25 protein-coding genes are annotated in these 22,317 nt (G+C 69.8%); 11 read left to right on the top strand and 14 right to left on the bottom strand.

The genetic code is table 11. The features are described 5' to 3' along the window. Positions 1 to 121: 121 nt before the first annotated feature. Positions 122 to 790, bottom strand: a complete 669-nt coding sequence (locus Q0Q47_RS10925; RefSeq protein WP_293858809.1) for an outer membrane protein — start codon at positions 788 to 790, stop codon at positions 122 to 124. Between the two features lie 264 nt (positions 791 to 1,054). Then, complete coding sequence (locus Q0Q47_RS10920; RefSeq protein ID WP_293858806.1) at positions 1,055 to 1,684, bottom strand: outer membrane beta-barrel protein; 630 nt, start codon at positions 1,682 to 1,684, stop codon at positions 1,055 to 1,057. Positions 1,685 to 1,929: 245 nt separating this feature from the next. On the opposite strand from Q0Q47_RS10920, the gene Q0Q47_RS10915 reads away from it, so the two are divergent. Both Q0Q47_RS10915 and Q0Q47_RS10910 read left to right on the top strand, forming a co-directional pair. Continuing rightward, positions 1,930 to 2,730 carry a glycosyltransferase family 2 protein gene (locus Q0Q47_RS10915; RefSeq protein ID WP_293858803.1) on the top strand — a complete coding sequence of 267 codons (801 nt, stop codon included), beginning with the start codon at positions 1,930 to 1,932 and terminating at the stop codon, positions 2,728 to 2,730. Beyond that, the gene (locus Q0Q47_RS10910) at positions 2,727 to 3,473 is read left to right on the top strand and encodes an SDR family oxidoreductase (protein WP_293858800.1); all 747 of its coding nucleotides are present in this window, start codon (positions 2,727 to 2,729) and stop codon (positions 3,471 to 3,473) included. The genes Q0Q47_RS10915 and Q0Q47_RS10910 overlap by 4 nt, the downstream gene beginning before the upstream one ends. A gap of 5 nt (positions 3,474 to 3,478) precedes the next feature. Here the strand turns inward: Q0Q47_RS10910 and Q0Q47_RS10905 are convergent, their stop codons facing one another. The 5 genes from Q0Q47_RS10905 to Q0Q47_RS10885 all read right to left on the bottom strand — a co-directional run bounded on the left by Q0Q47_RS10905 (position 3,479) and on the right by Q0Q47_RS10885 (position 6,741). Further along, positions 3,479 to 3,835, bottom strand: a complete 357-nt coding sequence (locus Q0Q47_RS10905) for a tRNA-binding protein (RefSeq protein WP_293858797.1) — start codon at positions 3,833 to 3,835, stop codon at positions 3,479 to 3,481. A 9-nt stretch (positions 3,836 to 3,844) separates the two neighbouring features. After that, entirely contained in the window at positions 3,845 to 4,669 is an 825-nt protein-coding gene (locus Q0Q47_RS10900; RefSeq protein ID WP_293858794.1) for a TetR/AcrR family transcriptional regulator, read from the bottom strand. A 92-nt stretch (positions 4,670 to 4,761) separates the two neighbouring features. After that, the gene (gene proC, locus Q0Q47_RS10895; RefSeq protein ID WP_293858791.1) at positions 4,762 to 5,580 is read right to left on the bottom strand and encodes a pyrroline-5-carboxylate reductase; all 819 of its coding nucleotides are present in this window, start codon (positions 5,578 to 5,580) and stop codon (positions 4,762 to 4,764) included. A 104-nt stretch (positions 5,581 to 5,684) separates the two neighbouring features. Next, positions 5,685 to 6,188, bottom strand: coding sequence for a YbjN domain-containing protein (locus Q0Q47_RS10890; protein ID WP_293858788.1), 504 nt, complete (start codon positions 6,186 to 6,188; stop codon positions 5,685 to 5,687). A 295-nt stretch (positions 6,189 to 6,483) separates the two neighbouring features. Continuing rightward, a complete protein-coding gene (locus Q0Q47_RS10885; RefSeq protein ID WP_293858785.1) occupies positions 6,484 to 6,741 on the bottom strand; it encodes an accessory factor UbiK family protein in 258 nt (85 codons plus the stop codon). A 284-nt stretch (positions 6,742 to 7,025) separates the two neighbouring features. Here Q0Q47_RS10885 and lgt point away from each other — a divergent pair, with 284 nt between their 5' ends. Genes lgt through pgeF form a run of 3 tightly spaced genes read left to right on the top strand, consistent with a single transcriptional unit; the run spans position 7,026 to position 9,756 of the window. Further along, the gene (lgt, locus tag Q0Q47_RS10880) at positions 7,026 to 7,853 is read left to right on the top strand and encodes a prolipoprotein diacylglyceryl transferase (RefSeq protein ID WP_293858782.1); all 828 of its coding nucleotides are present in this window, start codon (positions 7,026 to 7,028) and stop codon (positions 7,851 to 7,853) included. Beyond that, positions 7,850 to 8,971 (top strand): SAM-dependent methyltransferase, encoded by a 1,122-nt coding sequence (locus tag Q0Q47_RS10875; protein ID WP_293858779.1) that lies wholly within the window; start codon positions 7,850 to 7,852, stop codon positions 8,969 to 8,971. Before lgt ends, Q0Q47_RS10875 begins: the two co-directional genes overlap by 4 nt. Continuing rightward, positions 8,968 to 9,756 (top strand): peptidoglycan editing factor PgeF, encoded by a 789-nt coding sequence (gene pgeF / locus Q0Q47_RS10870; protein ID WP_293858776.1) that lies wholly within the window; start codon positions 8,968 to 8,970, stop codon positions 9,754 to 9,756. Before Q0Q47_RS10875 ends, pgeF begins: the two co-directional genes overlap by 4 nt. 13 nt (positions 9,757 to 9,769) lie before the next feature. Here the strand turns inward: pgeF and Q0Q47_RS10865 are convergent, their stop codons facing one another. The 3 genes from Q0Q47_RS10865 to Q0Q47_RS10855 are packed head-to-tail and all read right to left on the bottom strand — an operon-like array spanning position 9,770 to position 12,400. After that, positions 9,770 to 11,140 carry an ATP-binding protein gene (locus Q0Q47_RS10865; protein ID WP_293858773.1) on the bottom strand — a complete coding sequence of 457 codons (1,371 nt, stop codon included), beginning with the start codon at positions 11,138 to 11,140 and terminating at the stop codon, positions 9,770 to 9,772. A gap of 4 nt (positions 11,141 to 11,144) precedes the next feature. Beyond that, the gene (locus tag Q0Q47_RS10860; RefSeq protein ID WP_293858770.1) at positions 11,145 to 11,870 is read right to left on the bottom strand and encodes a response regulator transcription factor; all 726 of its coding nucleotides are present in this window, start codon (positions 11,868 to 11,870) and stop codon (positions 11,145 to 11,147) included. Next, positions 11,867 to 12,400, bottom strand: coding sequence for a MarR family winged helix-turn-helix transcriptional regulator (locus Q0Q47_RS10855; protein WP_293858767.1), 534 nt, complete (start codon positions 12,398 to 12,400; stop codon positions 11,867 to 11,869). Before Q0Q47_RS10855 ends, Q0Q47_RS10860 begins: the two co-directional genes overlap by 4 nt. A gap of 162 nt (positions 12,401 to 12,562) precedes the next feature. Here Q0Q47_RS10855 and Q0Q47_RS10850 point away from each other — a divergent pair, with 162 nt between their 5' ends. Beyond that, a complete protein-coding gene (locus tag Q0Q47_RS10850; RefSeq protein ID WP_293858764.1) occupies positions 12,563 to 13,453 on the top strand; it encodes a branched-chain amino acid aminotransferase in 891 nt (296 codons plus the stop codon). Between the two features lie 127 nt (positions 13,454 to 13,580). On the opposite strand, the gene Q0Q47_RS10845 is transcribed toward Q0Q47_RS10850, so the two are convergent. From Q0Q47_RS10845 to Q0Q47_RS10835, 3 genes are read right to left on the bottom strand one after another with little or no spacing between them, the layout of a single operon-like run. Continuing rightward, positions 13,581 to 14,114: a hypothetical protein gene (locus tag Q0Q47_RS10845; protein ID WP_293858761.1), complete on the bottom strand. Its 534-nt coding sequence runs from the start codon at positions 14,112 to 14,114 to the stop codon at positions 13,581 to 13,583. Positions 14,115 to 14,164: 50 nt separating this feature from the next. After that, a complete protein-coding gene (locus Q0Q47_RS10840) occupies positions 14,165 to 15,316 on the bottom strand; it encodes a Xaa-Pro peptidase family protein (protein ID WP_293858758.1) in 1,152 nt (383 codons plus the stop codon). A gap of 48 nt (positions 15,317 to 15,364) precedes the next feature. Next, on the bottom strand, positions 15,365 to 15,682 hold the full coding sequence (locus tag Q0Q47_RS10835) for a cupin domain-containing protein (RefSeq protein WP_293858755.1): 318 nt from the start codon (positions 15,680 to 15,682) through the stop codon (positions 15,365 to 15,367). A gap of 136 nt (positions 15,683 to 15,818) precedes the next feature. On the opposite strand from Q0Q47_RS10835, the gene uvrC reads away from it, so the two are divergent. The 4 genes from uvrC to Q0Q47_RS10815 all read left to right on the top strand — a co-directional run bounded on the left by uvrC (position 15,819) and on the right by Q0Q47_RS10815 (position 19,273). Then, on the top strand, positions 15,819 to 17,864 hold the full coding sequence (gene uvrC, locus Q0Q47_RS10830) for an excinuclease ABC subunit UvrC (protein ID WP_293858752.1): 2,046 nt from the start codon (positions 15,819 to 15,821) through the stop codon (positions 17,862 to 17,864). A gap of 90 nt (positions 17,865 to 17,954) precedes the next feature. Beyond that, on the top strand, positions 17,955 to 18,551 hold the full coding sequence (gene pgsA, locus Q0Q47_RS10825) for a CDP-diacylglycerol--glycerol-3-phosphate 3-phosphatidyltransferase (RefSeq protein ID WP_293858749.1): 597 nt from the start codon (positions 17,955 to 17,957) through the stop codon (positions 18,549 to 18,551). Between the two features lies 1 nt (position 18,552). Continuing rightward, positions 18,553 to 18,804 carry a molybdopterin converting factor subunit 1 gene (moaD, locus tag Q0Q47_RS10820; protein WP_293858746.1) on the top strand — a complete coding sequence of 84 codons (252 nt, stop codon included), beginning with the start codon at positions 18,553 to 18,555 and terminating at the stop codon, positions 18,802 to 18,804. 1 nt (position 18,805) lies between these two features. Continuing rightward, a complete protein-coding gene (locus Q0Q47_RS10815; RefSeq protein ID WP_293858743.1) occupies positions 18,806 to 19,273 on the top strand; it encodes a molybdenum cofactor biosynthesis protein MoaE in 468 nt (155 codons plus the stop codon). On the opposite strand, the gene Q0Q47_RS10810 is transcribed toward Q0Q47_RS10815, so the two are convergent. Further along, entirely contained in the window at positions 19,270 to 21,045 is a 1,776-nt protein-coding gene (locus tag Q0Q47_RS10810) for a hypothetical protein (RefSeq protein ID WP_293858740.1), read from the bottom strand. The two genes, Q0Q47_RS10815 and Q0Q47_RS10810, sit on opposite strands and share 4 nt — an antisense overlap. 256 nt (positions 21,046 to 21,301) lie before the next feature. On the opposite strand from Q0Q47_RS10810, the gene Q0Q47_RS10805 reads away from it, so the two are divergent. Next, complete coding sequence (locus Q0Q47_RS10805; RefSeq protein ID WP_293858737.1) at positions 21,302 to 22,246, top strand: ribose-phosphate pyrophosphokinase; 945 nt, start codon at positions 21,302 to 21,304, stop codon at positions 22,244 to 22,246. Positions 22,247 to 22,317: the final 71 nt, after the last annotated feature.

The raw sequence follows: 22,317 nt of genomic DNA, 5'->3' as shown, positions 1-22,317 counted from the left end.
TCGCCCTCCATGGCGCGACGGCTAGGGCCATCCGCCCGCCGTGTCGCCGCGCAAGGAGCGCCCAACGAAAAGGGGCCCGGCTGAACCGGGCCCCTCCTCGAACGATCGGCTCGAAAGCGGATCAGAACTTGTAGTTCACGCCGGCGCGCACGAGGCCGAACTCGGTGCCCGACTTGGTCGAGGGCGCCGTCACGACGTAGTTGTGCGAGTCGAGGTTGACGTACAGGCCTTCGACCTTGGCCGTCCAGTTGTTGGTGAAGGCGTACTCGACGCCAGCGCCGGCGGTCCAGCCGATGTTGACGTTGTCGCCCGAGCCGACGCCGGGGACGTTGAGCTTCTGGTTGCCGTAAGCCAGACCGCCCGTCACGTAGAACAGGGCGCGGTCAGCGGCGAAGCCGACGCGCGGACGGACCGTGCCGAACCACTCGATGCCGTTCTTCGTGCCGGCGGGCAGACCCGCGAGGCGACCGGCCGGGCTGACCTTGTCGCGCAGATCGGCGTACTGGAGGTCACCCTCGAGGCCGAACACGATGTTGTTCATCTGGTAGTTGTAGCCGATCTGGCCACCGCCAACGAAGCCCGACGGATCGTTGAACAGGGTGCCCGCCTTCGTGATCTGGCCGAAGCCGTAGCCGGCGTTGGCGCCGACGTAGAAGCCGGTCCAGGTGAAGGCCGGAGCATAGGTCACCGGGGCGACCGGGGCCATCTTGCGGCTGGGCAGGTCGGCGGCGAAGGCCGAGGTCGACAGGAGGCCGAGCGCGAGGGCGCCGACGAGGGTGGTCTTCTTCATGGGTTCACTCCGGAACAGTCTCACAGGGGCGGGAGCCTTAGGGCTCCGGGGAAGGAAACAGGTACGGCCGGCCCCCCAGGCACCGGCGTCCCCTTCGGTTTGAACCGTGATCGTGGCAGGATCGTGGACAGCTTCGGTCAAGCTCGTGACAATTTCGACCAAAACTTTCCCCAACCGTAGCAAACGAGACACAGTTATGGGCAACGCAAGAACCATCCCGCCGAGGCGGGACAGTTCTCGCGATGATTTCGCGAACTAGAGCGATCAGAACTTGTAGCTGGCACCCGCGCGAATGACGTTCACACTGCTATCGATCTGTACGGGACCGATGGCCGAGGGGTAAGTCGTGCTGCCGAGTTCATACCTCAAATACTCTGCGCGGATGGTCACGTTCGGCGTCACCATCATCTCCGCACCGAAGCCGATGGCCCACCCGGTGGTGGTGTCGCTCGCCCGGCCCAGGATGCTGCGGTAGTTCACGTCCGCGAACGCGAAGCCCAGCGTGCCGTAGGCCAGGATGTTGCCGAACGAGTAGCCGCCGCGGCCGCGGATCGACGCGAGCCAGTCGTGCCGGGCGCGCTCCGTGAAGCTGTTGTTGCCCACGCCCGAGAAGGTGAAGTCGCCTTCCGCGCCGACCACGAAGCGGTCGTACTGGACGTTGACGCCGGCATGGGCACCGCCCAGGAGGCCGGACGTGTCCACGGGGCCTGCCTTGCCGAAACCGCCACCGAGATGGCCGCCCACGTAGAAGCCCTGCCAGTTGGAGAGCGACGGCGCGTAGGACGGGGCCGGGGCGTAAGGATCCGTGCGGCGGGGAAGATCCGCTGCCCGGGCCGCGTCCGTGCCGGCAAACGCGGCGACCGCCAGGAGGGCGATGGTGCGGAGAGCTTTCATGGCTGAATCCTCGTTGTGCGGCCGGAATGCCGCCTCGCGATCTGGATACGCCAAAGCTTCGCTTTGTTTAACCCTAACCGAAATTCAGGGTAACCAATCTCTCAACTTGTCCGGGAGCGCTCAACGCCCCGTTCATCTGCGTTAACGGAAGGTGAAAGGGCCCGCCCTGCCGGCCGTCCTGAAACGGGTTGCGTCTTGTCGCGTCTGCGCCCCCGTGTCATGCGTGCGTGAACAGACGGCGGACCATGACCGACACGACCCCGCTTCCCCTCTCCATCTTCATCATCGCCAAGAACGAGGCCGACCGCCTCGGCCGGACGCTGCGCGCGGTCCGCGACCTCAGCGACGACATCGTGGTGGTCGACTCCGGCTCCACCGACGGGACGCGGGAGCTGGCCGCCAGTCTCGGCGCGCGCGTGGTCGAGCACGCCTTCGAGGGCTACGGTCCGCAAAAGCGCCACGCCGAGACGCTGTGCCGCCACCCCTGGCTCCTGAACCTGGATGCCGACGAGGTCGTGCCCCCCGATCTCGCGTCCGAGATCCGCGCGCTGTTCTCCGGGGACGGCCCGGCGGCCGATGCCTACCGCATCCGCATCGCCGAGATCTTTCCCGGCGAGGGCGCGCCGCACCGCTTCGCCTACGCGCTTTCGCCGGTGCGCCTCTACCGACGCGACAAGGGCTCCTATTCTGCCTCGCCGGTCTGGGACCGCGTCGATCTCGCGCAGGGCGCGCGGGTGGCCAAGCTGAAGGGCACGATCCATCATTTCTCGGTGCGATCGCTCGGCGACCAGATGACCAAGCTGAATGCCTACACCGACGCCCTGGTGGCCGACATGGAGGCCCGCGGAGACGGCGTGTCCGTGCTGCGGCTGCTGCTCGAGTTCCCGGCGAACTTCGTCAAAGCCTATGTCTTTCGCCGCCACGCGTTGCGCGGAGCCTACGGGTTCATGACCGCGATGAACTTCGCCTTCTACCGCTACCTGCGCGTGGCCAAGCACCTGGAAGCCAAGCGGCTCGCCAAGGCGCGCGCCCGGGGGTTCGAATGAGCGGTCGCAAGGCGCTCGTGACGGGTGGTGCCCGCAGGGTCGGCCGGGCCATCGTCGAGCGGTTGGCGGAGGCCGGCTATGCCGTCGCGATCCACTGCGGGACATCGCGGCAGGAGGCCGACGACCTCGCCGCCCGGCTCGCATCGTCAGGCACGACCGCAGTCGTGGTGCAGGGGGATCTCTCGGAGGCCGCCACCTGTCCGCGGCTCGTGAGTGAGGCCGCCGCCGCGCTGGGTGGACTGTCCCTCCTCGTCAACAACGCGTCGACCTTCGACAAGGATACGCTGGAGACCCTGGATCCGGCCCTGTGGGACCGCCAGTTCGCGGTCAACATCCGGGCCCCCGCCCTGCTCGCCTCGGCCTTCGCGGGCGTGGCCTCGGGCGACGCGCCGTCCATCGTCAACATCGTGGACCAGCGGGTGCGCCGCCTCACGCCGCAGGTGTTCTCCTACACCCTGACCAAGGCGGCCCTGCACGCGGCGACGACGACGATGGCCCAGGCGCTGGCGCCCCGCATCCGGGTCAACGCCGTCGGACCGGGGCCGACGCTGGCCAACGTCCATGACGGCGACGCCGGCATGGCCCAGGAGGTGGCCGGCGTGCCCCTGCAGCACGCGGTCTCCCCGGGGGAGATCGCCGACGCCGTGCTCTATCTGGCGCAAGCCCGCAGCGTGACGGGCCAGACCCTGTGCGTCGACGCGGGGCAGTCGATCGGCTGGAAGACCCCCGACATCGTCGGATGACGCTCTCAGTAGAGCCGCCCGCCTTTCGGCACCGCCTGGTCGGGGCGGATGAGCACCACCTCGCCGGCCGCGTCGGGAACGCCCAGCGTCAGCACCTCGGACATGAAGGGCCCGATCTGCCGTGGCGGGAAATTCACCACCGCCAGGACCTGGCTTCCGACCAGGTCCTCCAGGCGGTGGTTCACGGTGATCTGGGCCGACGAGCGCTTGATGCCGATGTCGCCGCCGAAGTCGATCGTGAGCTTGTAGGCGGGCTTGCGGGCCTGGGGAAACGGCTCCGCGCTGACCACCGTGCCGACGCGAACGTCGACCTTCAGGAAGTCATCGTAGCGGATGGTCTCCGCCGCCGGCATGTCGGACATGGTCGCCCCTCAAACGGCCGTCGCGTAGTCGTCGTCGCGCGGGTCGCGATCGTCGTACGGGCTGGCGCGGCGGCGCTCCCGGAAGCGGCGGCCCCCTTCCGCGGCGCGGTCGAAGAAGGCGCGCAGCGGCGATGCGAGCTTGCACAGGTCGTTCAGGCCGGACACGAACTGGCCGCCGCGCCGGAGTTCGCGATCGAGCGTCGCCATGGTCTTGGCCAGGCCCGGATCCTCGTCGTGGAACCACGCGTCCATGACCCGGCCCCAGATCAGGACGGCGCCCTGGACCTTGACCATGCCCATCGGACCGCTGGTGTCGACGCCGGCGGCCGCGAGCATGAACCGCATCGAGTTGACCGCCATCTGGTTCAGCGCGCCCAGCGTCAGCGGATCGCGGCGAACCGACGCCCCGATGCCACGAAGCCCTTCCTTGTAGGGCGTGAGGGCGTCGAGCCGCCGCATCATGACGTCGAACAGGCGCTCGCGGACCGGCTCGCCGTCGAGTTCGGAGCCGGTGCCGTCCAGGACGATCCGGTCCACCCGCCGGGACAGCCCGGCCAGGACCGCTCCCTTGGAGGGGAAGGCGTCGCGGAACTCGGAGAGCGTGACGCCGGCCCGCTCCGCGATGGCGCGCAGGTCGACCTCGTCCCAGTCCTGCTCGGCGGCAAGGGCCAGCGTGGCGTCGATGATCCGGTCGCGCGCGGAGGCCCGGGGCGCGGCCGAACCCGCCGACACGGCCTCCGTCTCGGGCCGGCCCTTGGGTTCGCGCTTGCTTCCGGGCATCTTGGAACCAGGTGTGTTGGAACCGGGAGTCTTGGAACCGGGAGTCTTGGCCATGTCAGCCTCCTGCACTGTCTCGTGAGGATGAAGATAGGGCCGCCGTGTGGCCCGACAAAGGCTTGCGACCTGCCGTCGCAAGACGCGCGGCGTTAGCCGGACAGTTCCTCGGCGCGCCGGCGCGCCGCGGCCACGGCATCGCGCATGAGCGGATCGAGCCCGTCCGCCGCCATGAGGACGGCCAGCGCAGCCGCCGTCGTGCCGCCGGGGGACGTCACGTTCTCGCGCAGCGTTCCCGGGGCGAGGTCGGACCGGTGCAAGAGTTCGCCAGCCCCCTCCACGGTCGCGCGCGCCAGGCGTTCCGCCAGATCGGCCGGCAGCCCCGCGGCGGTGCCCGCCCTGGCCAGGCACTCCGTGAGGTAGAACACATAGGCCGGGCCGGATCCGGACACGGCCGTCACGGCGTCGATCAGGCCTTCGTGCTCGAGCCATTCGACCCGTCCGACGGCCGAGAGCAGGGTTTCGGCCACCAGGCGCTGCTCCGCGCTCGTGCCCGGGTTCGCCACCACCCCGGTCACCCCGCGCAGCACGGACGCCGGCAGGTTCGGCATGGCCCGGACGACGGCCTTCGCGGCCGGGATGCGCTCGGCGAGGTTGGCGATCGTCTTGCCAGCCAGGATCGAGACGATCATGGTCTGCGGACCGACGAGATCCTTCAGCGAAGACGCCGCGTCGTCCAGCATCTGCGGCTTGATGCCGAGCACGAGGACCTCCGGCGGGCGGATCGTCTCATGGCTCGGATTGAGCGAGATGCCGTGCTGCTCGCAGGCCGCCACGAGCGACGGCGAGGCATGGGGGTCGAGGATCGTGGTGGTCTCGGCCGACAGCCCCATGCGGAGCCAGCCTTCCAGCATGGCCCCGCCCATCTTGCCGCAGCCCACGAGCACGAGCGAGGAAGGAAGATCGGCCATCGCGGCGCCTCACTGCACAGACCGCACCGCGCCGGCGGTGCACCGTCGATGGCTTTATGCAGGAGAACGAGGCGAATTGTCACCCCGGGCGACGGCCCGGACGATCAGGCCTCTCCGGCCGTCTCGAACATGGCGCCTTCCAGGGCCTCGCGCGGCGTCTTGCCGGCCCACAGGACGAACTGGAACGCCTGGTAATAGCGATCGCAGGCATCGATCGCGACCTTGAGCAGGCTCTCGCACTGCCGGCCGTTGGGTTCCGCCCCGCCTGCCAGAAGCAGGGAGTGGCGGAACATCACCACGTCTTCCGAATTCCAGAGGTCGAAATGGCCGACCCAGAGCTGCTCGTTGATCAGCGACACCAGTTCGATGAAGTCCGGACGACGGCGCACGGGAATCTTGAGGTCGAAGGCGCAGGCGACGTGAAGCGCCTCCATGTCGTCGAGCCAGGTGAACGCGACGTGGTACTCGCACCATGAACCCGTCACCGAAACCGAGATCTCGTTCTCGTCGGCGCGGTCGAACCTCCAGTCATGCGTGTTCGCAAGACGCTCTACCACGTCCAGCGGATGTTCTGCTCTTTCGACGACTTCGACTTCCATGGCGGCCATGCCGTTCCCCGGCTCGAGTGGCTGGTTCCGTGGGTACGCGGTCGCACACAAACACCGGAACACGTTGCCTCCGGGGCGAAGAACCCCGGTGGACACCACATTCGCCGCCACCCGAGATTCACATTGAATCTCTGTGACTAAGCCGGCGAATCACTTCCTGTTCCGACGATAGCGCGGGCGAGTCGTGCCGCACAACGAGCGAGTTGGACCGTCTTGGATTCGGGGTCCCGCGACAATCGGCACGGTCCGTCCGTCCACAAGCGATCGTCCGCGGCGGGGTCCGCGCGGGGGTCGATCAGTCCCCCGACGAGGCGCCCATGCGGGCCTCGAGCGCGGCGATGCGGGCCGCCAGCCGCTCGTTCTCTTCACGCGCGAGAACAGCCATCTCGCGCACGGCCTCGAACTCCTCGCGGCTCACGACGTCCATGTCGCGGATGAGGCGCTCCAGCTGCGCCTTCATCACGCCCTCCGCCTCGCGGCGCACGCCCTGGGCCATGCCGGCCGCGTCCGTGAAGAGGCGCGCCATGTCGTCGAGGATGCGGTTCTGGGCCATGGGTCGTCTCCTTGCGAGGGCGGCAAAGGCGCCGCGTCCCTCCACTCCAGCCGGACCGGCCGCCCCGCCAGGAAGCGGCCCGTCCCCGAGCCGCGCCTGCCGTCCCCGCCGTTTCAGGCGGGCCTGCGTCGCCGCTCGCGGGCCTGCTTTAGCACGTCTGCCGCGAGCCGTGCACCCCGCCGGCGCTGCTGCCCCGTCCGGCCTCAGCTTGACGCTCCGCGGCATGCGTCGCATGCAGGGCGTGCGGGCAAGCCGTCCGCGCCAGCCAGGATGTGCCGTCCCGCATGATCACCCTCGCGATTCCGTTTCCGGTGATCGACCCCGTTCTCGTGCAGGTCGGGCCCTTCGCCATCCGTTGGTACGCGCTGGCCTATGTCGTCGGCCTCATCGGCGGCTGGCTCTACGCGCGAAGGCTCGCCGCGACGGAAGCCCTATGGGGCGGGCGGGTGCGCCCGACCGCGGAGCACCTCGACGACCTTCTCGTCTATGCGGCGCTTGGCGTCGTGATCGGCGGGCGAACGGGATACGTGCTCTTCTACAACCTGCCCTTCTTCCTCGCCAACCCGGGCGAGATCCTGGCGGTGTGGAAGGGCGGCATGTCCTTCCACGGCGGCCTGTTCGGCTGCGCGCTGGCGCTGGTCGTCCTGGCCCGGCGCCGCGGCCTGCCGGTCCTGTCGCTGGCCGACGTCGCCGCCGCGGTCGCACCGATCGGCCTGCTGCTCGGCCGCATCGCCAACTTCATCAACGGCGAACTCTGGGGCCGGGCCGCCGACGTGCCCTGGGCGATGGTGTTCCCCAACGGCGGGCCCGTGCCGCGCCACCCCAGCCAGCTCTACGAGGCGGCCCTCGAGGGCCTGGTGCTGTTCGTGGTGCTCGCCCTGGCGATCCGCGGCGGTGCCCTGCGCCGGCCGGGCCTCGTCTCCGGTCTGTTCGGGATCGGCTACGGGCTGGCGCGGATCGCCTGCGAGTTCTTCCGCGAGCCAGACGCCCAGCTCGGCTACCTGTTCGGCGGCGCGACCATGGGCATGCTGCTGTCGCTGCCCCTCATCGCCGCCGGGCTCGTGCTGGTGGCCTATTCCCGGCGGGCCCGGCGCGAGAGTGCCGGCACGTGACCCCGCTGCACGCGGAACTCGCGCGGCTCATCGCGGTCGAGGGCCCCATCACGGTGGCGCGCTACATGGCGCTCTGCCTGGGCGATCCGCGCTTCGGCTACTACATGACGCGCGACCCCTTCGGCGCGGACGGCGACTTCACCACGGCTCCCGAGATCTCGCAGATGTTCGGCGAACTCGTGGGGCTGTGGTGCGCCGACGCGTGGCAGCGCATGGGCAGGCCGGGCCGCGTGCTGCTGGTGGAACTGGGGCCCGGCCGCGGCACGCTGATGGCCGATGCGCTGCGGGCCGCCCGCATCGTGCCGGGCTTCCGCGACGCGCTCGAGGTCCATCTCGTCGAGACCAGTCCCGTCCTGCGGGAGAGGCAGCGTGCCACGCTGGCGGAGGCGGGTGTCGCCGTGTCCTGGCACGCGGGAATCGAGGACCTGCCGGACGGTCCCCTCCTCGTGGTCGCCAACGAGTTCTTCGACGCGTTGCCGGTGCGCCAGATCGTCGCCAGGGGCGGCCGCTGGCATGAGCGGCTGGTGGGGCTCGACGACGCCGGCGGGCTGATCTTCGGGCTCGCGCCGGAGGCCTTCCCGGCCTCGGCTCCCGCCGGTCCCGACGGAGGCGTGCTCGAACTCCACGAGCTGGGCACGCGCATCGCCGCCACGCTGGCCGGCCGCATCGCCGCGACCGGGGGAGCGATGCTCGCCATCGACTACGGCTATGAGGGCCCGGCCCTGGGCGACACGCTCCAGGCCCTGAAGCGGCACGCCTTCGTCGACGTCCTCGCCGATCCCGGGGAGGCCGACCTCACCGTGCACGTCGACTTCCACGCGCTGGGCGTCGCGGCGCGCGGCGCGGGTGCGGCCGTCCACGGCCCGGTCGGACAGGGCGCGTTCCTGCGGGAGCTCGGGATCGCGGCGCGGGCGGCCGCGCTGTCGCGCCGCGCCGCGGACGGCGGCGAGGCCCAGCGCCGCGCCCTCGCCCGCCTCACCGACGAGGGGCCCGCGGGCATGGGTTCGCTCTTCAAGGTGCTCGCGGTCACCCAGGCCGGCCTGGGCACCCCGGCCGGGTTTGACAGCGTCCCGCAGGCCGGGGAACTGTCCAGGTCCCCAGGTGGAGAATCATCGTGAGCGCCATCGACCATCCCCTCCCCGGTCGGATCGAGGCCGAGCCGCTGAGCCTTCCCGGCGTGCGCCATGCCTTCTTCACCCGCGAGGGCGGCGTGTCGAAGGGCATCTACGCGAGCCTCAATGGCGGCCAGGGTTCGGGCGACGACCAGGCCGACGTCCGCGAGAACCGCGCCCGCATGGCGGCAGCCCTGGGCGTCGCCCCCGAGCGGCTCGTCAACGTCCACCAGGTGCATTCGCCCGACGTGGTGGTGGCCCGTGGCCCCTGGCCCGGCGACCGCCCCAAGGCCGACGGCCTCGTGACCGCGGAGCGCGGCCTGGCCCTCGCCGTCGCCAGCGCCGACTGCGGCCCGATCCTGTTCGCCGATCCCAGGGCCGGCGTCATCGGGGCCTGCCACTCGGGCTGGAAAGGGGCCTTCACCGGCGTGATCGAAAGCACCCTGGCGGCAATGGAGGGGCTCGGCGCCCGGCGGTCCGACACGGTGGCCGTGCTGGGCCCGACGATCAGCCGCGCGGCCTACGAAGTGGGCCCGGAGTTCTCGCAGCGCTTCCTCGACGTCGACCCGGCCAACGCCCGCTACTTCACGCCGTCGGCGCGCGAGCGCCATGCGATGTTCGATCTTCCCGCCTACATCGCAGACCGCATGGGGCGATCCGGCATCGGCCGGTTCGTGGACCTCGGCCTGTGCACCTACGCCGACGAAACCCGCTTCTACAGCTACCGGCGGACGGTGCACCGCAGCGAGCCGGACTACGGCCGGCTGATCGCGGCCATCGCGTTGGCGTGAAGCCGCGCCGGCGTCACACCGGCACGCGGACGGTGGCGCGCAGGCCGCCCAGGGGGCTGTCGGCCAGCATCACGTCGCCGCCGTGGGATCGCGCGATGTCGCGGGCGATGGCGAGGCCGAGCCCGGTTCCGCCCTCGTCGACGTTGCGGGCCTCGTCGAGGCGCACGAACGGCTTGAAGACCTCGTCGCGCTGGTCGGTCGGAATGCCAGGGCCGTCGTCGTCGACGATGATGGTCAGCCATCGCGGATCACGCACCGCCGAAATGGCGATCCGGTCCCCGTGGCGGGCCGCGTTCGACACGAGGTTGCCGATGCAGCGCTTGAACGCGTCGGGGCGAACGGTGGCGATGGGGTCCCCGCTCACCGCCACCTGGGTCGCATGGCCGGCGCGCTCTGCGTCGGCCTTCAGCTCCTCGAGCAGGGCGCCCATGTCGGTGGGCGCCGACTGCTCGCCGGCATCGCCGCGGGCAAAGGCGAGATAGGCCTCCAGCATGCGGCTCATCTCGTCGACGTCCTTCTTCAGGGCGTCGATCTCCGGCACGTCGTCGTCCTCCATCAGGGCCAGCGACAGCTTGAACCGGGTCAGGATCGTGCGCAGGTCGTGGCTCACGCCGTTCAGCATCGCGGTGCGCTGCTCGATGGCGCGCTCCACGCGCCGCCGCATCTCGATGAAGGCATGGCCGGCCTGGCGCACCTCGCGCGCTCCGCGCGGCGTGAAGTCGATCTCGCGGCCCTTGCCGAAGCTCTCCGCCGCCTCGGCCAGACGCAGGATCGGGCGGATCTGGTTGCGCAGGAAGATCACCGCGATGCCGAGCAGCACCAGCGAGGTGCCCACCATCCACATGAGGAAGATGTGCGAGTTGGACGCATAGGCCTGCGAGCGGCGCGTCAGCACCCGCAGGATGCCACGGTCCAGCTGGACCCGGATCTCCACGAGGTTGGACTTGCCCACCGTGTCGATCCAGAAGGGCCGGCCGATCTGCCGGCGCAACTCGTGCGAGAGGCTGGAATCGAGGATCGAGAAGAACGGCTTGGGCGCGGGGCTCGGGAGCGGCCCCGGCGGCAGCATCTCGACGTCGAGCGCCAGCCTGTCGCCGGCGATGCGCGACAGCGTCTCGTAGTCGGCGTCCTGCGGATAGCTCTCGGCGATGTCGATGAGCGCGGCGATGTCCTGCGTGACCGCGGCGGAAAGCCGGCGCGTCACCGTCTGCCAGTGACGCTCCATGAAGGCATAGGCGAGCACCGACTGCAGGATCACCATCGGTGCGATGATGATGATCAGCGCGCGTGCGAACAGGCCCTTGGGCATGCGGGCGCCGACGAACCGGCTGGCCTTGCGCCAGGCGGAGGAGGGTCGCCGCAGGACCTGTTCGGCGGCGGCCATGGCGCTACTCGACGACCAGCCGGTAGCCGCTCCCGCGGACCGTCTGGAGCAGCAGGGGGTTGGCGGGGTCCGTCTCGATCTTGCGGCGCAGCCGGTTGATCTGGACGTCGACGGTCCGTTCGTTCGAAAGCTCGCCGCGCCCGGCCAGCGCTTCGCGCGGCACGGTCTCGCCGGGCTGGCGGGCCAGGATCGTCAGCATCTCGCGCTCGCGCTCGGTGATCCGGATGATCTCGTCGCCGTGGCGCAGCTCGCCCTTGTCGAGGCGGTAGAAGTAGGGTCCGAACCGGACGAGCTCGGGCTGCGTCGGCGCCGGCGTGGCCGGCGCGGACGAGGCCGTCCGGCGGATGATGTTGTTGAGGCGCAGGACGAGTTCGCGCGGCTCGAAGGGCTTGGGCAGGTAGTCGTCCGCGCCGATCTCCAACCCCCGCACCCTGTCCTTGGCGTCGGCGCGGGCGGTGAGCATCAGAATCGGAACGCTCGAGGATTCGCGGACCCACTGCGCCAGGTCGAAGCCGTTCTCGCCGGGCATCATCACGTCGATGACGTAGCCGTCGAAGAGCAGGTTGGCGATGCGCCCGCGGGCTTCGGCCGCGTCCTTGGCGGTGGAGACGCGGTAGCCGTTCTCGGTGAGAAAGCGGGACAGCAGGTCGCGGATGCGCCGGTCATCGTCGACGATGAGCACGTGGGGTGCATCGTCGGCCGGGACGGCGACGGAGCGCGCCGCGTTCAAGGTCGCTTCTCCGGGTCGTCGAGCGAGCCTGCCTCCTCGCCGAAGCGGCTCGGCACACCCGCGCCCTCCGTGTCGATCATGGCCGCGAGGAACCGCCGGGCGGCCGCCGCGGCCTCCGGGCCGGCCTCCTCGATCGCGTGGGCGATGCGGCGGGTCTGCAGGGTCGCGAGGTCGAGCGCGAGCGCACGGCCGCTCGCCGTGGCAAACAGCAGCCGCTGCCGGCGATCCGTCTCGCCGGCCTGCTGCTCGACATAGCCTTGCTCGATCAGTTCCTTCAGCACGCGGTTCAGGCTCTGCTTCGTGATCCTCAGGATATCGAGAAGGGCCGCGATCGTCAGGCCGGGGTTGCGGTTGACGAAGTGCAGCACCCGATGATGGGCGCGTCCAAATCCATACTGCTCCAGAATCCTGTCCGGATCGCCGACGAAATCGCGATAGGCGAAGAAGAGCAGTTCGATGAGGTCGAAAAGAGGCGGTTCGGCATGGGGATCGGCCGGCTTTGCCAGCGCGGTGTCGAGGGCCGTCTGCATCGCGGGGGAGCCGCTCCGATTTTATGTCAGCGTTGTTGACATATTTCAGAGTGATTGTTACTCGTCAAGGCCTCGCGGCGAAAGGAAAGAACCGACGCCTGCGGGAAAGGCCCCTTCCGGAGCCGATCCCGTCCCGCCGCCCAAGCCCAAGGAGAGTAGGCCATGTCCGTGATCCCGTTCGACCGTCGCGAAGGTTATATCTGGTTCGACGGCCAGATCGTGCCCTGGACCGACGCGAAGGTGCACGTGCTCACCCATGGCCTGCATTACGGGTCATGCGTGTTCGAGGGCGAGCGCGCCTATGGCGGCCAGATCTTCAAGTCCACCGAGCATTCCGAGCGCCTGCACAAGTCGGCCTCGATCCTGGACTTCACGATCCCTTATTCGGTCGCCGAGATCGACGCCGCCAAGCACAAGGTGCTCGAGCTCAACAACATGAAGGACGCCTATGTCCGCCCCGTCGCCTGGCGCGGGTCCGAGATGATGGCCGTCGCCGCCCAGCACTCGACCATCCACGTCGCTATCGCCGTGTGGGACTGGCCCTCGATGTTCGACATCGAGACCAAGATGAAGGGCATCAAGCTCGACATCGCGGACTATCGCCGCCCCGACCCGATGACCGCGCCGTCGGAGGCCAAGGCCGCCGGCCTCTACATGATCTGCACCATCTCCAAGCATCGCGCGGAGAAGAAGGGTTTTGCGGACGCCCTGATGTATGACTGGCAGGGCCGCGTGGCGGAGTGCACCGGCGCCAACGTGTTCTTCACGAAGGACGGCGCCATCCACACCCCGATCGCCGACTGCTTCCTGGACGGCATCACGCGGCGCACGACGATCGACCTCGCCAAGCGGCGCGGCATCGACGTCATCGAGCGCCGGATCATGCCGGACGAGCTGCCGAGCTTCAACGAGTGCTTCATCACCGGCACGGCCGCGGAAGTCACGCCGGTGTCGCAGGTCGGCCCGCACAGCTACCAGCCCGGCAACATCACCCGCACGCTGGTCGAGGACTACTCCGCCGAAGTGCGCCCGAAGGCCGCCGCGGCGGCCTGACGACCTCTTGTTCGATGCGAGACGGGGCGGCGTGTCCGGGACACGCCGCCCCGTTGCGTTTTCGACCGCCTTCACGAAGGACTTGGGAGGGGCGATCCGAAGGTCGGCGGGCGATCGTCCTGGCCGCTCACTCGGCTGCGCTGAACCCGAGCGCCTTGTTGGTGCCGGCCATGCGCGGGCCCACGTCGGAGGTCTCGGTCGGCGTTCCCGAGGCGGCGAGGAAGCTCGCGACCTCGTTCATGCTCTGGGACGCCGCCTTGGCGATCTGCGTTTCGCCGATCTGCTGCCACGGATCCTGCGACTGGCCCCGGGCGATGGTGGTGGTGGAGACGCGCTGCGCGCGCTTCTTGGAAGCGTCGAACACGTCCCACACGAAGGCCAGCGCCGTCTCGCCGTTCTCGGTCGGGTAGGCGGTGAGATAGCCCTTCAGGCGGTAGCGCGGCGCGCTCTCGCCCGACACGAGCTCGATGCGGCGGGCGGAGGCCTGTGTCGCGACTTCGGCGTTGACCTTGGCCCGCAGGGCGTCCGGCGCCCCTTCGATGGTCTCCACGGCCACCGGAACCCCGGGGGCGCTCACGGCGGCGCCTTCCATGCCCTGCTGGCAGCCGGCGGCCCAGATCGAAGCGGAAACGACGGCGGCAACCCGAAGGCGTCGGTTCATCGTGCTTCCTCCCGGTTCAATCGATACGCCGCGTCCCGGCACCATTACGCCTATCGGACCTGCAGGTCCAGTTGGGTACAGTTCAAGGTTTCCCGCCCCTCCGGGGTGACCAGATAGGTCCGCCCGAGGCACATCGCCGTCTCGCTCTGCGAATCCATGAGGATCATGTGGGCGAACATCACCATGCCCGGTTCCAGCACCCATGAATTGTCCGCGTAGAACATGGGCGGGTCCATCCATGACGGAGTGAATTTCGCTCCCAGCGAATAACCGCAGGCGTTCAGACGGTGGGTGCCCAGCCCGTGCGCGTCGAACACCCCCGTATGGGCGGCGAACACGTCCCCGGCCGTCGCACCGGGGCGGATCGCGGCCTCGCAGGCCAGCAGGGCCTCGCGCGCGACCGCATGGTAGCGCACGTGCAGCGGCCGGGGCTCACCGACGGCCACCGTCCGCATGATCGCGGCATGGTAGTGGCGAAACGCCCCCGCGAATTCGAGCGTGATCTGGTCGACCGCATCGAGCTTCCGGCGCCCCGACTTGTAGCGGCACAGCAGCGCGTCCCGGCCGCTGCCGATGATGAACTCGTTGCCGGGATAGTCGCCGCCCGCCGCGAACACCGCGCCCTGCTGCGCGGCGAGGATCTCGCCTTCGTCCGCACCGGCGCGGATCGCTGCGATGGCGGCCCGGTCGGCCAGGTCGGAGAGCCGGCCCGCCTCGCGCACGCAGGCGATCTCCGCCGCCGACTTCACGGCGCGCAGGCGCGAGACGAGGTCGGACGCGTCGACCAGCGTCGCCACGCCGTCGAAGGCTGCCTCCAGCCTCCGGCCATTGAAGTGCGTCAGGCCGTAGCTGTCGAACTCGACGCCGATGCGCTTGCCCGCCCCGCCGAGATCACGCACGAGCCGCACCGTGTCGAGCGTCGGATTGGAGCCCTCGGCATCCCGCCAGATGCGCACGTCGGACAGGATGGACGTGTGCTGGGCCTGGCGCAGGTCGGCCGAGCGCGTGAGGAGCGCCATGCGTCCGTCGGCGGCCACGTAGATGGTCTGGTAGAAGCAGAAACCGAACGTGTCGTAGCCCGTCAGCCAGAAGTGGCTCTCCTGGGCAAACAGCAGCATCCCGTCGAGCCCTCGGGCGGCCATGGCCGCAAGCAGGCGGTCACGGCGGCTGGCGAATTCGTCGCGGCTGAAATGCACGGCCATGGGCTCGCTCACATCGAAACGGGAAGACAGGTCATCTGACGGCGGCTCTTACGGATTCGCCAGCAGATCCGGCCGCTTCACCTCGATTTCCACGAAAGAGATCGGGTGCGCGGAGCCGTTCATGACGTCGTGCTCGATGCCCTCGGGCCGGCGATAGGACTGGCCCGCCTCGAGGGGGACGTCCGTGACCTTGCTTCCGTCGTGCACGCGCAGCACGCCGGCCACCAGCATGACCACGAAATAAGGCCAGCCGTGGCGGTGCCACCCCGTCACCGCGCCCGGCTCGAAATCCCAGCGCGTGATGCGGACCGCCTCGTCGTCCACCTGGACGGTCGGGCGGGCGGGAATGTCGCACTGGAAGGCCATGGTCTTTGCTCCGGAGTTCCTTGCGCCGCCAGACTGCGCCCGGCGCGCCCCCTGGCGCAAGCGTGGGCGCACGACCAGCCCCGACGCGTGACTCGGTGGCAACCTGCGCCTTCCCTCACGCGGCCGGGCGTCCTAAATGTCCCGCATGCCGCCCCGCACGCACCCCGACTCAGACCTCCCGCCGGACCTGGAGGAGGACGACGCCGACCTCGTCGAGGACGCGGCGGACGACCTCGCCACGGAAGCCGACTCCGGCACGGACCTCGCCTTCGACACCGAAGGCGGGAGCGCGCGGCTCCGCGCCGGCGTCGCCGTCATCCGGCATTTCTGGAAGACGCTGCCGAACGGGCCAGGCGTCTACCGCATGATGGATACGGCCGGCGACGTGCTCTACGTCGGCAAGGCGCGCAGCCTGAAGAAGCGGGTCGCGTCCTACACGCGCGGCATCGGCCATTCGAACCGCATCGCCCGGATGATCTCCGAAACGGCGGCGATGGAGTTCGTCACCACGGAGACCGAGACCGAGGCCCTGCTGCTCGAGGCCAACCTCATCAAGCAGCTGAAGCCGCGCTTCAACGTGCTGCTGCGCGACGACAAGTCGTTCCCCTACATCGTCATCACCGGCGACCACGTGTCGCCGCAGCTGACCAAGCACCGCGGCGCGCGCAACCGGCCGGGCGACTATTTCGGGCCTTTCGCCAGCGTCTGGGCCGTCAACCGAACGCTGAACGCGCTGCAACGCGCGTTCCTGCTGCGCAGCTGCACCGACAGCTACTACGAGAACCGCACGCGCCCCTGCCTGCTGCACCAGATCAAGCGCTGCTCGGGCCCGTGCACGGGCGAGATCGGCCATGTCGAATATGCCCGGCTGGTCTCGCAGGCCCGCGACTTCCTGCGGGGCGGAAGCCAGGGGGTGAAGAAGTCCCTGGCCGACGAGATGCAGAGGGCGTCCGACGAACTCGAATTCGAGCGCGCGGCGCGCTATCGCGACCGCCTGGCCGCCCTGTCGGCCATCCAGGCGAGCCAGGACATCAATCCGCAGAGCGTCGAGGAGGCGGACGTCTTCGCCCTCCACGAGGAGGCGGGCCAGTTCTGCATCCAGGTCTTCTTCTTCCGCAATTTCCAGAACTGGGGCAATCGCGCCTATTTCCCCCGGGCGGACAGGTCGACCCCGGCCGAAGAGGTGCTCGGCGCCTTCGTCGCCCAGTTCTACGACGACAAGCCGACGCCCAGCCTCGTGCTGCTGTCGCATGCCACCGAGGACCTGGAGCTGCTGCAGGACGCGCTCTCGACCAAGGCGGGATCGCGCGTCGAGGTGGCGGTGCCCAAGCGCGGGGAGAAGCGCGACCTCGTCGAGCACGCCGCCCAGAACGCCCGCGAGGCGCTCGGCCGCAGGCTCGCCGACACTTCGTCCCAGCAGAAGCTGCTGGCCGCCATCGGCCAGGCCTTCGGCGTGGCGGGACCGGTTCGCCGGGTGGAGGTCTACGACAACTCCCACATCATGGGCACGAACGCGGTCGGCGCCATGATCGTGGCCGGCGGCCAGGGCTTCTCGAAGCCGCACTACCGGACCTTCAACATCAAGTCGACGGAGCTCACCCCGGGCGACGACTTCGGCATGATGCGCGAGGTGCTGACGCGCCGCTTCGCGCGGCTCGTGAAGGAGGCGCCGCGCGAGGTGCCGCAGGACGGCGGGGCCGATGCCGAGGCTGCCGGCGGCGACATGCCGGCTTGGCCCGACCTGGTGCTCATCGACGGCGGCAAGGGTCAGCTCGAGGCTGCCCAGGGGGTGCTGCGCGACCTGGGAATCGAGGGCGTGCCCATGGTGGGGGTGGCCAAGGGGCCGGATCGTGACGCGGGCCGCGAGACCTTCTTCGTCCCCGGGCGCGAACCGTTCAAGCTCGCCCCGCGCGACCCGGCCCTGTATTTCATCCAGCGCCTGCGGGACGAGGCGCATCGCTTCGCCATCGGCACCCACCGCGCCAAGCGCAAGCGTGAGTTCACGAAGAGCCCGCTGGACGAGATCTCCGGCATCGGGCCGGCCCGCAAGAGGGCCCTGCTGCTGCATTTCGGGACCGCCAAGGCCATCGCCCGGGCTTCGCTCGACGACCTGGCGGCCACGCCCGGCGTCAACATGGCCACGGCGAGGGCCGTGTACGATCACTTCCATGAGAGCCGTTGAGCGCATGCACACGATGTCGTCGGATCCGGGATACAGGACGGCGTCTCGCGCGGTTGACGCTTCCCCGTCCGCCATGTTCTCTCGGCGCCCATGACGCTTTCCGCTCCCATGCGTGCTCACCCGTTCAGCCTGCCCAACGTGCTCACCTACGGGCGCGTCGTCGCGGTGCCGGTCGTGGTCGTGTGCATGTTCTGGCCGGAAGAGTTCTGGATGCGCTGGGTGGCGCTCGGGGTCTTCACGGCCGCGGCCATCACGGACTATTTCGACGGCTACCTGGCACGGGCCTGGTCGCAGCAGTCGGCGCTTGGCCGCATGCTCGATCCCATCGCCGACAAGTTGCTCGTCGCGGCCTGCCTCCTGATGCTGGTCGCCGACCGGACCATCTCCAGCTGGTCGATCTGGGCCGCGATCGTCATCCTGTCGCGCGAAATCCTGGTGTCCGGCTTGCGGGAGTACCTGGCCGAACTGCGGGTCAGCGTGCCCGTGTCGACCGTGGCCAAGTGGAAGACGACCCTTCAGCTCGTGGCGCTCGGCTTCCTCATCGTCGGGCCGGCGGGAGAGACCGTGCTGCCGGGCACGGTGACCATCGGCCTCGTGCTGCTGTGGATCGCCGCGCTGCTCACCCTCTACACGGGCTGGGATTATTTCCGGGCGGGCATCCACCACGTGATCGACCACGAGGGCTGAGATGAAGCTCGTCTATTTCGCCTGGGTTCGCGAGCGCATCGGCAAGGCCGAGGAAGAGATCGAGCTCCCCGGCGAGGTGACGACCGTGCGGGACCTCGCCGCCTGGCTCGCGGGACGCGGCGAGGGCTATGCCTATGCCTTCGAAAATCCCGCCGTGGTGCGCGCGGCGCTGGATCGCAAGCACGTGAAGCCCGACGCACCGGTCGCCGGCGCCCATGAGGTCGCGTTCTTTCCGCCGATGACGGGGGGCTGAGGTGTCCGCCCCCTGCCCCGTCGCCATCCGCGTCCAGACCGCGGATTTCGACCTCGCGTCGGAGGTGGCGGCGCTGACCGCCGGGCGCACCGACATCGGGGCCGTCGCCACGTTCTCCGGCCTGTGCCGGGACGAGCAGGGGCGCCTCGCGGCCCTGGAGCTCGAGCACTATCCGGGCATGGCCGAGGAGGAGATGCGCCGGGTGGCCGAACAGGCCTGCGCGCGCTGGCCCCTGATGGGCCTGACGGCGATCCACCGCAGCGGCCGTATCCCGCCGGGCGGCAACATCGTCCTCGTCGTCGCGGCCTCGGCCCACCGGGCTGCGGCGTTCGCCGCGGCCGAGTTCATGATGGATTTCCTCAAGACGCGCGCGCCGTTCTGGAAGAAGGAGCACGGCATCGACGGGTCCGCGGGAGACTGGGTCGAGGCCAAGGACGCCGACGACCGCGCCGCGGAGCGCTGGGGCTAGGGGCTCTCTCGCATGCCGAGCGTCGCCGCCAGCCGGTGGGCATAGCCGTCGGCGCGTCGTTCCAGCCGTTCCCCCTCCTCGCCCGGGCCCGCCATGTCGCGCGCCAGGCAGTCCGCCGCGAGGCGGCTCGCCGCATAGCAGGGCGTGTAGAAGGACACGAGATCCCAATCCGGCTGCGGCACGCCACGTTCGCCGATCGCGCCGCACAGGGCCCGTGTCTGCGCCGTGTCGAGGTGCAATTCGGCCGCGGCGCCGGCCACGTCCCAGGCGAGGTCCTGGCAGCCGACCAGCGAATGGTCGTCGTGGTGGTCGATGGCATCGGCCTTGAGGACGCGCCCGCCCTCATCCACCAGCCATTCGCACAGGTCCAGTCGGCCATCGATGCAGATGGGGCGGACCTTCTCGACCAGGGCCGATGCGCGGGCCGCGAGGGCCGCCCCGGCGGCTTCGCCCTGCGGTCCGAAGCGGACGGCGGCATTGCGCCTGACCATCGCGGCCAGCGCCGGAAGCGATGCGCCGCGGCGGCCGAGGCCCGGGAAGAGGTGCGCCCGGGCGGCGAGATAGTCCGGCAGGACGGCGAGGATGCGCTCGCGATCCTGCGCCGTCGTCGCGGGCCGCGCGCCCTCCTGCCATCGCTCGACCAGAAATCCGCAGGCCAGGCCGTAGGGTTCGGGCACGAAGCCGCAGGCCGCCAGGGCCCTGGCCAGCGCGAGCTTGTCCTCGCCGGGCTGGCCCAGGCCGGCGAAGCGCGCGATCACGGGGCCTCGCCCGGTCTCGGCCAGGATCTTGCGCCGCTCCAGGGCCGGTGCGACCGGGGGCAGGGTTTCCGAGTCGGGCCAGAAGACCTCGCGCCAACGCCCGGCAGAGACGTCGCGGACGGACCGGACGTCGGTGCCCGTGGCCTTGGCGATCCAGCCTTCGAGCCGCCGGACGTCGCCAGCCCCATCGAGGCCGAGGAAGGCGTCGATGTCGGCGGGATGGCGATTGAAGCCCGCCCACGCCTCCCGCCACTCGGGCCGGCTCGCGGCGCCCGGGCCGTTGGCGTGGGACGGAAAGAGATGAATGCGGTCGCGCGGGACGCCGCACTCCTCCAGGCAGCGCACCGCGGCCCGGAACGACGACCCGCTGGCGCCGGGCCCCTCGTCCACCACGGCGAAGGCGGCTGACCGCGAGGCGGCCTGCCACCGGCGCAGAAGACCCGGACCGGGCACGACGCTGCGATCGAAGGGCTGTCCGACCGGCCTAAGGGTGGCGGCGGTTTCGGCCCCGAGGGCCGCGGCCACCATGGCGGCCAGCCCCGTCCCGATGCTGCGCAGGCCGATGACCTGCGTGTCGGCGCCGAGGCCCGATCGCCGCGCGGCGTCCGCATAGGCCTCCGGGTAAACCGCGTAGAAGGCGTATCCCTCCGGCGCGCGGCAGGCGATGGTCTCGTCGCGCCAGTCGCCCTCACCGTCCTCGGCCAGCGCCTCCAGCAGGCGGGAGGCCTCCTGCTCGCCCGCGGCAGGGTCGTCGGGACGGGCCAGCACGGCCGCAAGCGCGTGGAGCGCGCTGCCGAGCTCGCCCGTGGCCGGCGTTTCGTCGTCGAGGCCCCGCGCCGCCAGCGCCGCGTCCGCGACGCCCTGGAGCACCTGGGACAGTCCCACGAAGGCGGCGAGACGCGCGGATTGGGCCTTGGGCTCGGACCGGCCCGCCGCCGACTGCCAGACGTCCCGCGCCGCTCGCAGGCGAATGCGGGGAACCGCGGATGTGTATGAATCGTCGTACCAGAGCATGGGGCATCAACGCTTTGCCCCGGATTTGGTCTCATCCGCGCTTGCGGCCCGCCCAAGTGGGCGGCTGACGGGGATTTGTGCACCTGTTCCGGCTGTTTGATGTTGATGTCACGGTCCGGTCGTATTGTTCCGGGCTGCCGACGCTGGTATGGACCCGCCCGAGGACGAAGGTCCTCGCGCCGAGTCCGGCAGCCTTGGCCGTCGCGGGCCAGTCCGCCGGCCGGGTCGCGACTCCAGTTGGAACGGGGACCACCCGATGAAAGCTCCGATCAAGCTCGTTGCGGGCAACTCGAACCGCGCCCTCGCCGACGCGATCGCCGCTTACCTGGAAGTTCCCCTCGCCAAGTGCCAGGTCCGGCGGTTCGCCGACATGGAGGTCTTCGTCGAGATCCAGGAGAACGTCCGCGGCCAGGACGTCTACATCATCCAGTCGACCTCGTTCCCCGCCAACGACCACCTGATGGAACTGCTGATCATCACGGACGCGCTGCGCCGCTCGTCGGCCCGGCGCATCACGGCGGTGATCCCCTATTTCGGTTATGCCCGACAGGACCGGAAGGCCGGCCCGCGCACCCCGATCTCGGCCAAGCTGGTCGCCAACCTGATCACCCAGGCAGGCGCCGACCGCGTCCTCACGATCGATCTCCACGCCGGCCAGATCCAGGGCTTCTTCGACATTCCGACCGACAACCTGTTCGCCGCTCCGGTCATGGTGCGCGACGTCAGGGAGCGAATGGAACTGTCGAACGTGATGGTCGTCTCGCCTGACGTCGGCGGCGTGGTGCGCGCGCGCGCGCTGGCCAAGCGCATCGATGCTCCGCTCGCCATCGTCGACAAGCGCCGCGAGCGCGCCGGCGAAAGCGAGGTGATGAACATCATCGGCGAAGTCGAGGGCCGCTGCTGCATCCTGGTGGACGACATCATCGATTCGGGCGGCACCCTCTGCAACGCGGCCGATGCCCTCCTGCAGGCCGGTGCCAAGGAAGTTCACGCCTACATCACGCACGGCGTGCTGTCGGGCGGCGCTGTGGCCCGCATCGCCGCGTCCAAGCTGAAGACCCTCGTGCTGACGGATTCGATCCAGCCGACCGAGGCCGTGAAGGTGGCACGCAACATCCGTGTGATTTCGGTCGCCTCCCTGCTCGGCGAGGCGATCCACCGCACCGCGCTGGAAGAGAGCGTCTCGAGCCTGTTCGACTGAGGCGCCAGCCGTCTCGCAGCCGTCCGGGACGGTGCCCTTCCCTCGCGGGGCCTTTTCTGCTATGGCACCGC

Origin of the sequence: uncultured Alsobacter sp. (assembly GCF_945952055.1) — a bacterium.
Classification (GTDB): Bacteria; Pseudomonadota; Alphaproteobacteria; order Rhizobiales; family Beijerinckiaceae; genus Alsobacter.
The sequence above is the reverse complement of the archived record's forward strand: the minus strand, read 5'-3'. Positions and strand labels throughout refer to the sequence as shown.

Excerpts from the sequence above, each read along its gene's own strand:
- Q0Q47_RS10905 (WP_293858797.1), bottom strand. The coding sequence starts at position 3,835 with ATGTCCGACATGCCGGCGGCGGAGACCATCCGCTACGATGACTTCCTG.
- uvrC (WP_293858752.1), top strand. The coding sequence starts at position 15,819 with ATGTCCCGCATGCCGCCCCGCACGCACCCCGACTCAGACCTCCCGCCG.
- Q0Q47_RS10855 (WP_293858767.1), bottom strand. The coding sequence starts at position 12,400 with ATGCAGACGGCCCTCGACACCGCGCTGGCAAAGCCGGCCGATCCCCAT.
- Q0Q47_RS10845 (WP_293858761.1), bottom strand. The coding sequence starts at position 14,114 with ATGAACCGACGCCTTCGGGTTGCCGCCGTCGTTTCCGCTTCGATCTGG.
- Q0Q47_RS10915 (WP_293858803.1), top strand. The coding sequence starts at position 1,930 with ATGACCGACACGACCCCGCTTCCCCTCTCCATCTTCATCATCGCCAAG.
- lgt (WP_293858782.1), top strand. The coding sequence starts at position 7,026 with ATGATCACCCTCGCGATTCCGTTTCCGGTGATCGACCCCGTTCTCGTG.
- Q0Q47_RS10910 (WP_293858800.1), top strand. The coding sequence starts at position 2,727 with ATGAGCGGTCGCAAGGCGCTCGTGACGGGTGGTGCCCGCAGGGTCGGC.
- Q0Q47_RS10865 (WP_293858773.1), bottom strand. The coding sequence starts at position 11,140 with ATGGCCGCCGCCGAACAGGTCCTGCGGCGACCCTCCTCCGCCTGGCGC.
- Q0Q47_RS10885 (WP_293858785.1), bottom strand. The coding sequence starts at position 6,741 with ATGGCCCAGAACCGCATCCTCGACGACATGGCGCGCCTCTTCACGGAC.
- Q0Q47_RS10805 (WP_293858737.1), top strand. The coding sequence starts at position 21,302 with ATGAAAGCTCCGATCAAGCTCGTTGCGGGCAACTCGAACCGCGCCCTC.
- proC (WP_293858791.1), bottom strand. The coding sequence starts at position 5,580 with ATGGCCGATCTTCCTTCCTCGCTCGTGCTCGTGGGCTGCGGCAAGATG.
- Q0Q47_RS10840 (WP_293858758.1), bottom strand. The coding sequence starts at position 15,316 with ATGGCCGTGCATTTCAGCCGCGACGAATTCGCCAGCCGCCGTGACCGC.
- Q0Q47_RS10890 (WP_293858788.1), bottom strand. The coding sequence starts at position 6,188 with ATGGCCGCCATGGAAGTCGAAGTCGTCGAAAGAGCAGAACATCCGCTG.
- Q0Q47_RS10925 (WP_293858809.1), bottom strand. The coding sequence starts at position 790 with ATGAAGAAGACCACCCTCGTCGGCGCCCTCGCGCTCGGCCTCCTGTCG.
- Q0Q47_RS10900 (WP_293858794.1), bottom strand. The coding sequence starts at position 4,669 with ATGGCCAAGACTCCCGGTTCCAAGACTCCCGGTTCCAACACACCTGGT.
- Q0Q47_RS10835 (WP_293858755.1), bottom strand. The coding sequence starts at position 15,682 with ATGGCCTTCCAGTGCGACATTCCCGCCCGCCCGACCGTCCAGGTGGAC.
- Q0Q47_RS10850 (WP_293858764.1), top strand. The coding sequence starts at position 12,563 with ATGTCCGTGATCCCGTTCGACCGTCGCGAAGGTTATATCTGGTTCGAC.
- moaD (WP_293858746.1), top strand. The coding sequence starts at position 18,553 with ATGAAGCTCGTCTATTTCGCCTGGGTTCGCGAGCGCATCGGCAAGGCC.
- Q0Q47_RS10920 (WP_293858806.1), bottom strand. The coding sequence starts at position 1,684 with ATGAAAGCTCTCCGCACCATCGCCCTCCTGGCGGTCGCCGCGTTTGCC.
- Q0Q47_RS10810 (WP_293858740.1), bottom strand. The coding sequence starts at position 21,045 with ATGCTCTGGTACGACGATTCATACACATCCGCGGTTCCCCGCATTCGC.
- pgsA (WP_293858749.1), top strand. The coding sequence starts at position 17,955 with ATGACGCTTTCCGCTCCCATGCGTGCTCACCCGTTCAGCCTGCCCAAC.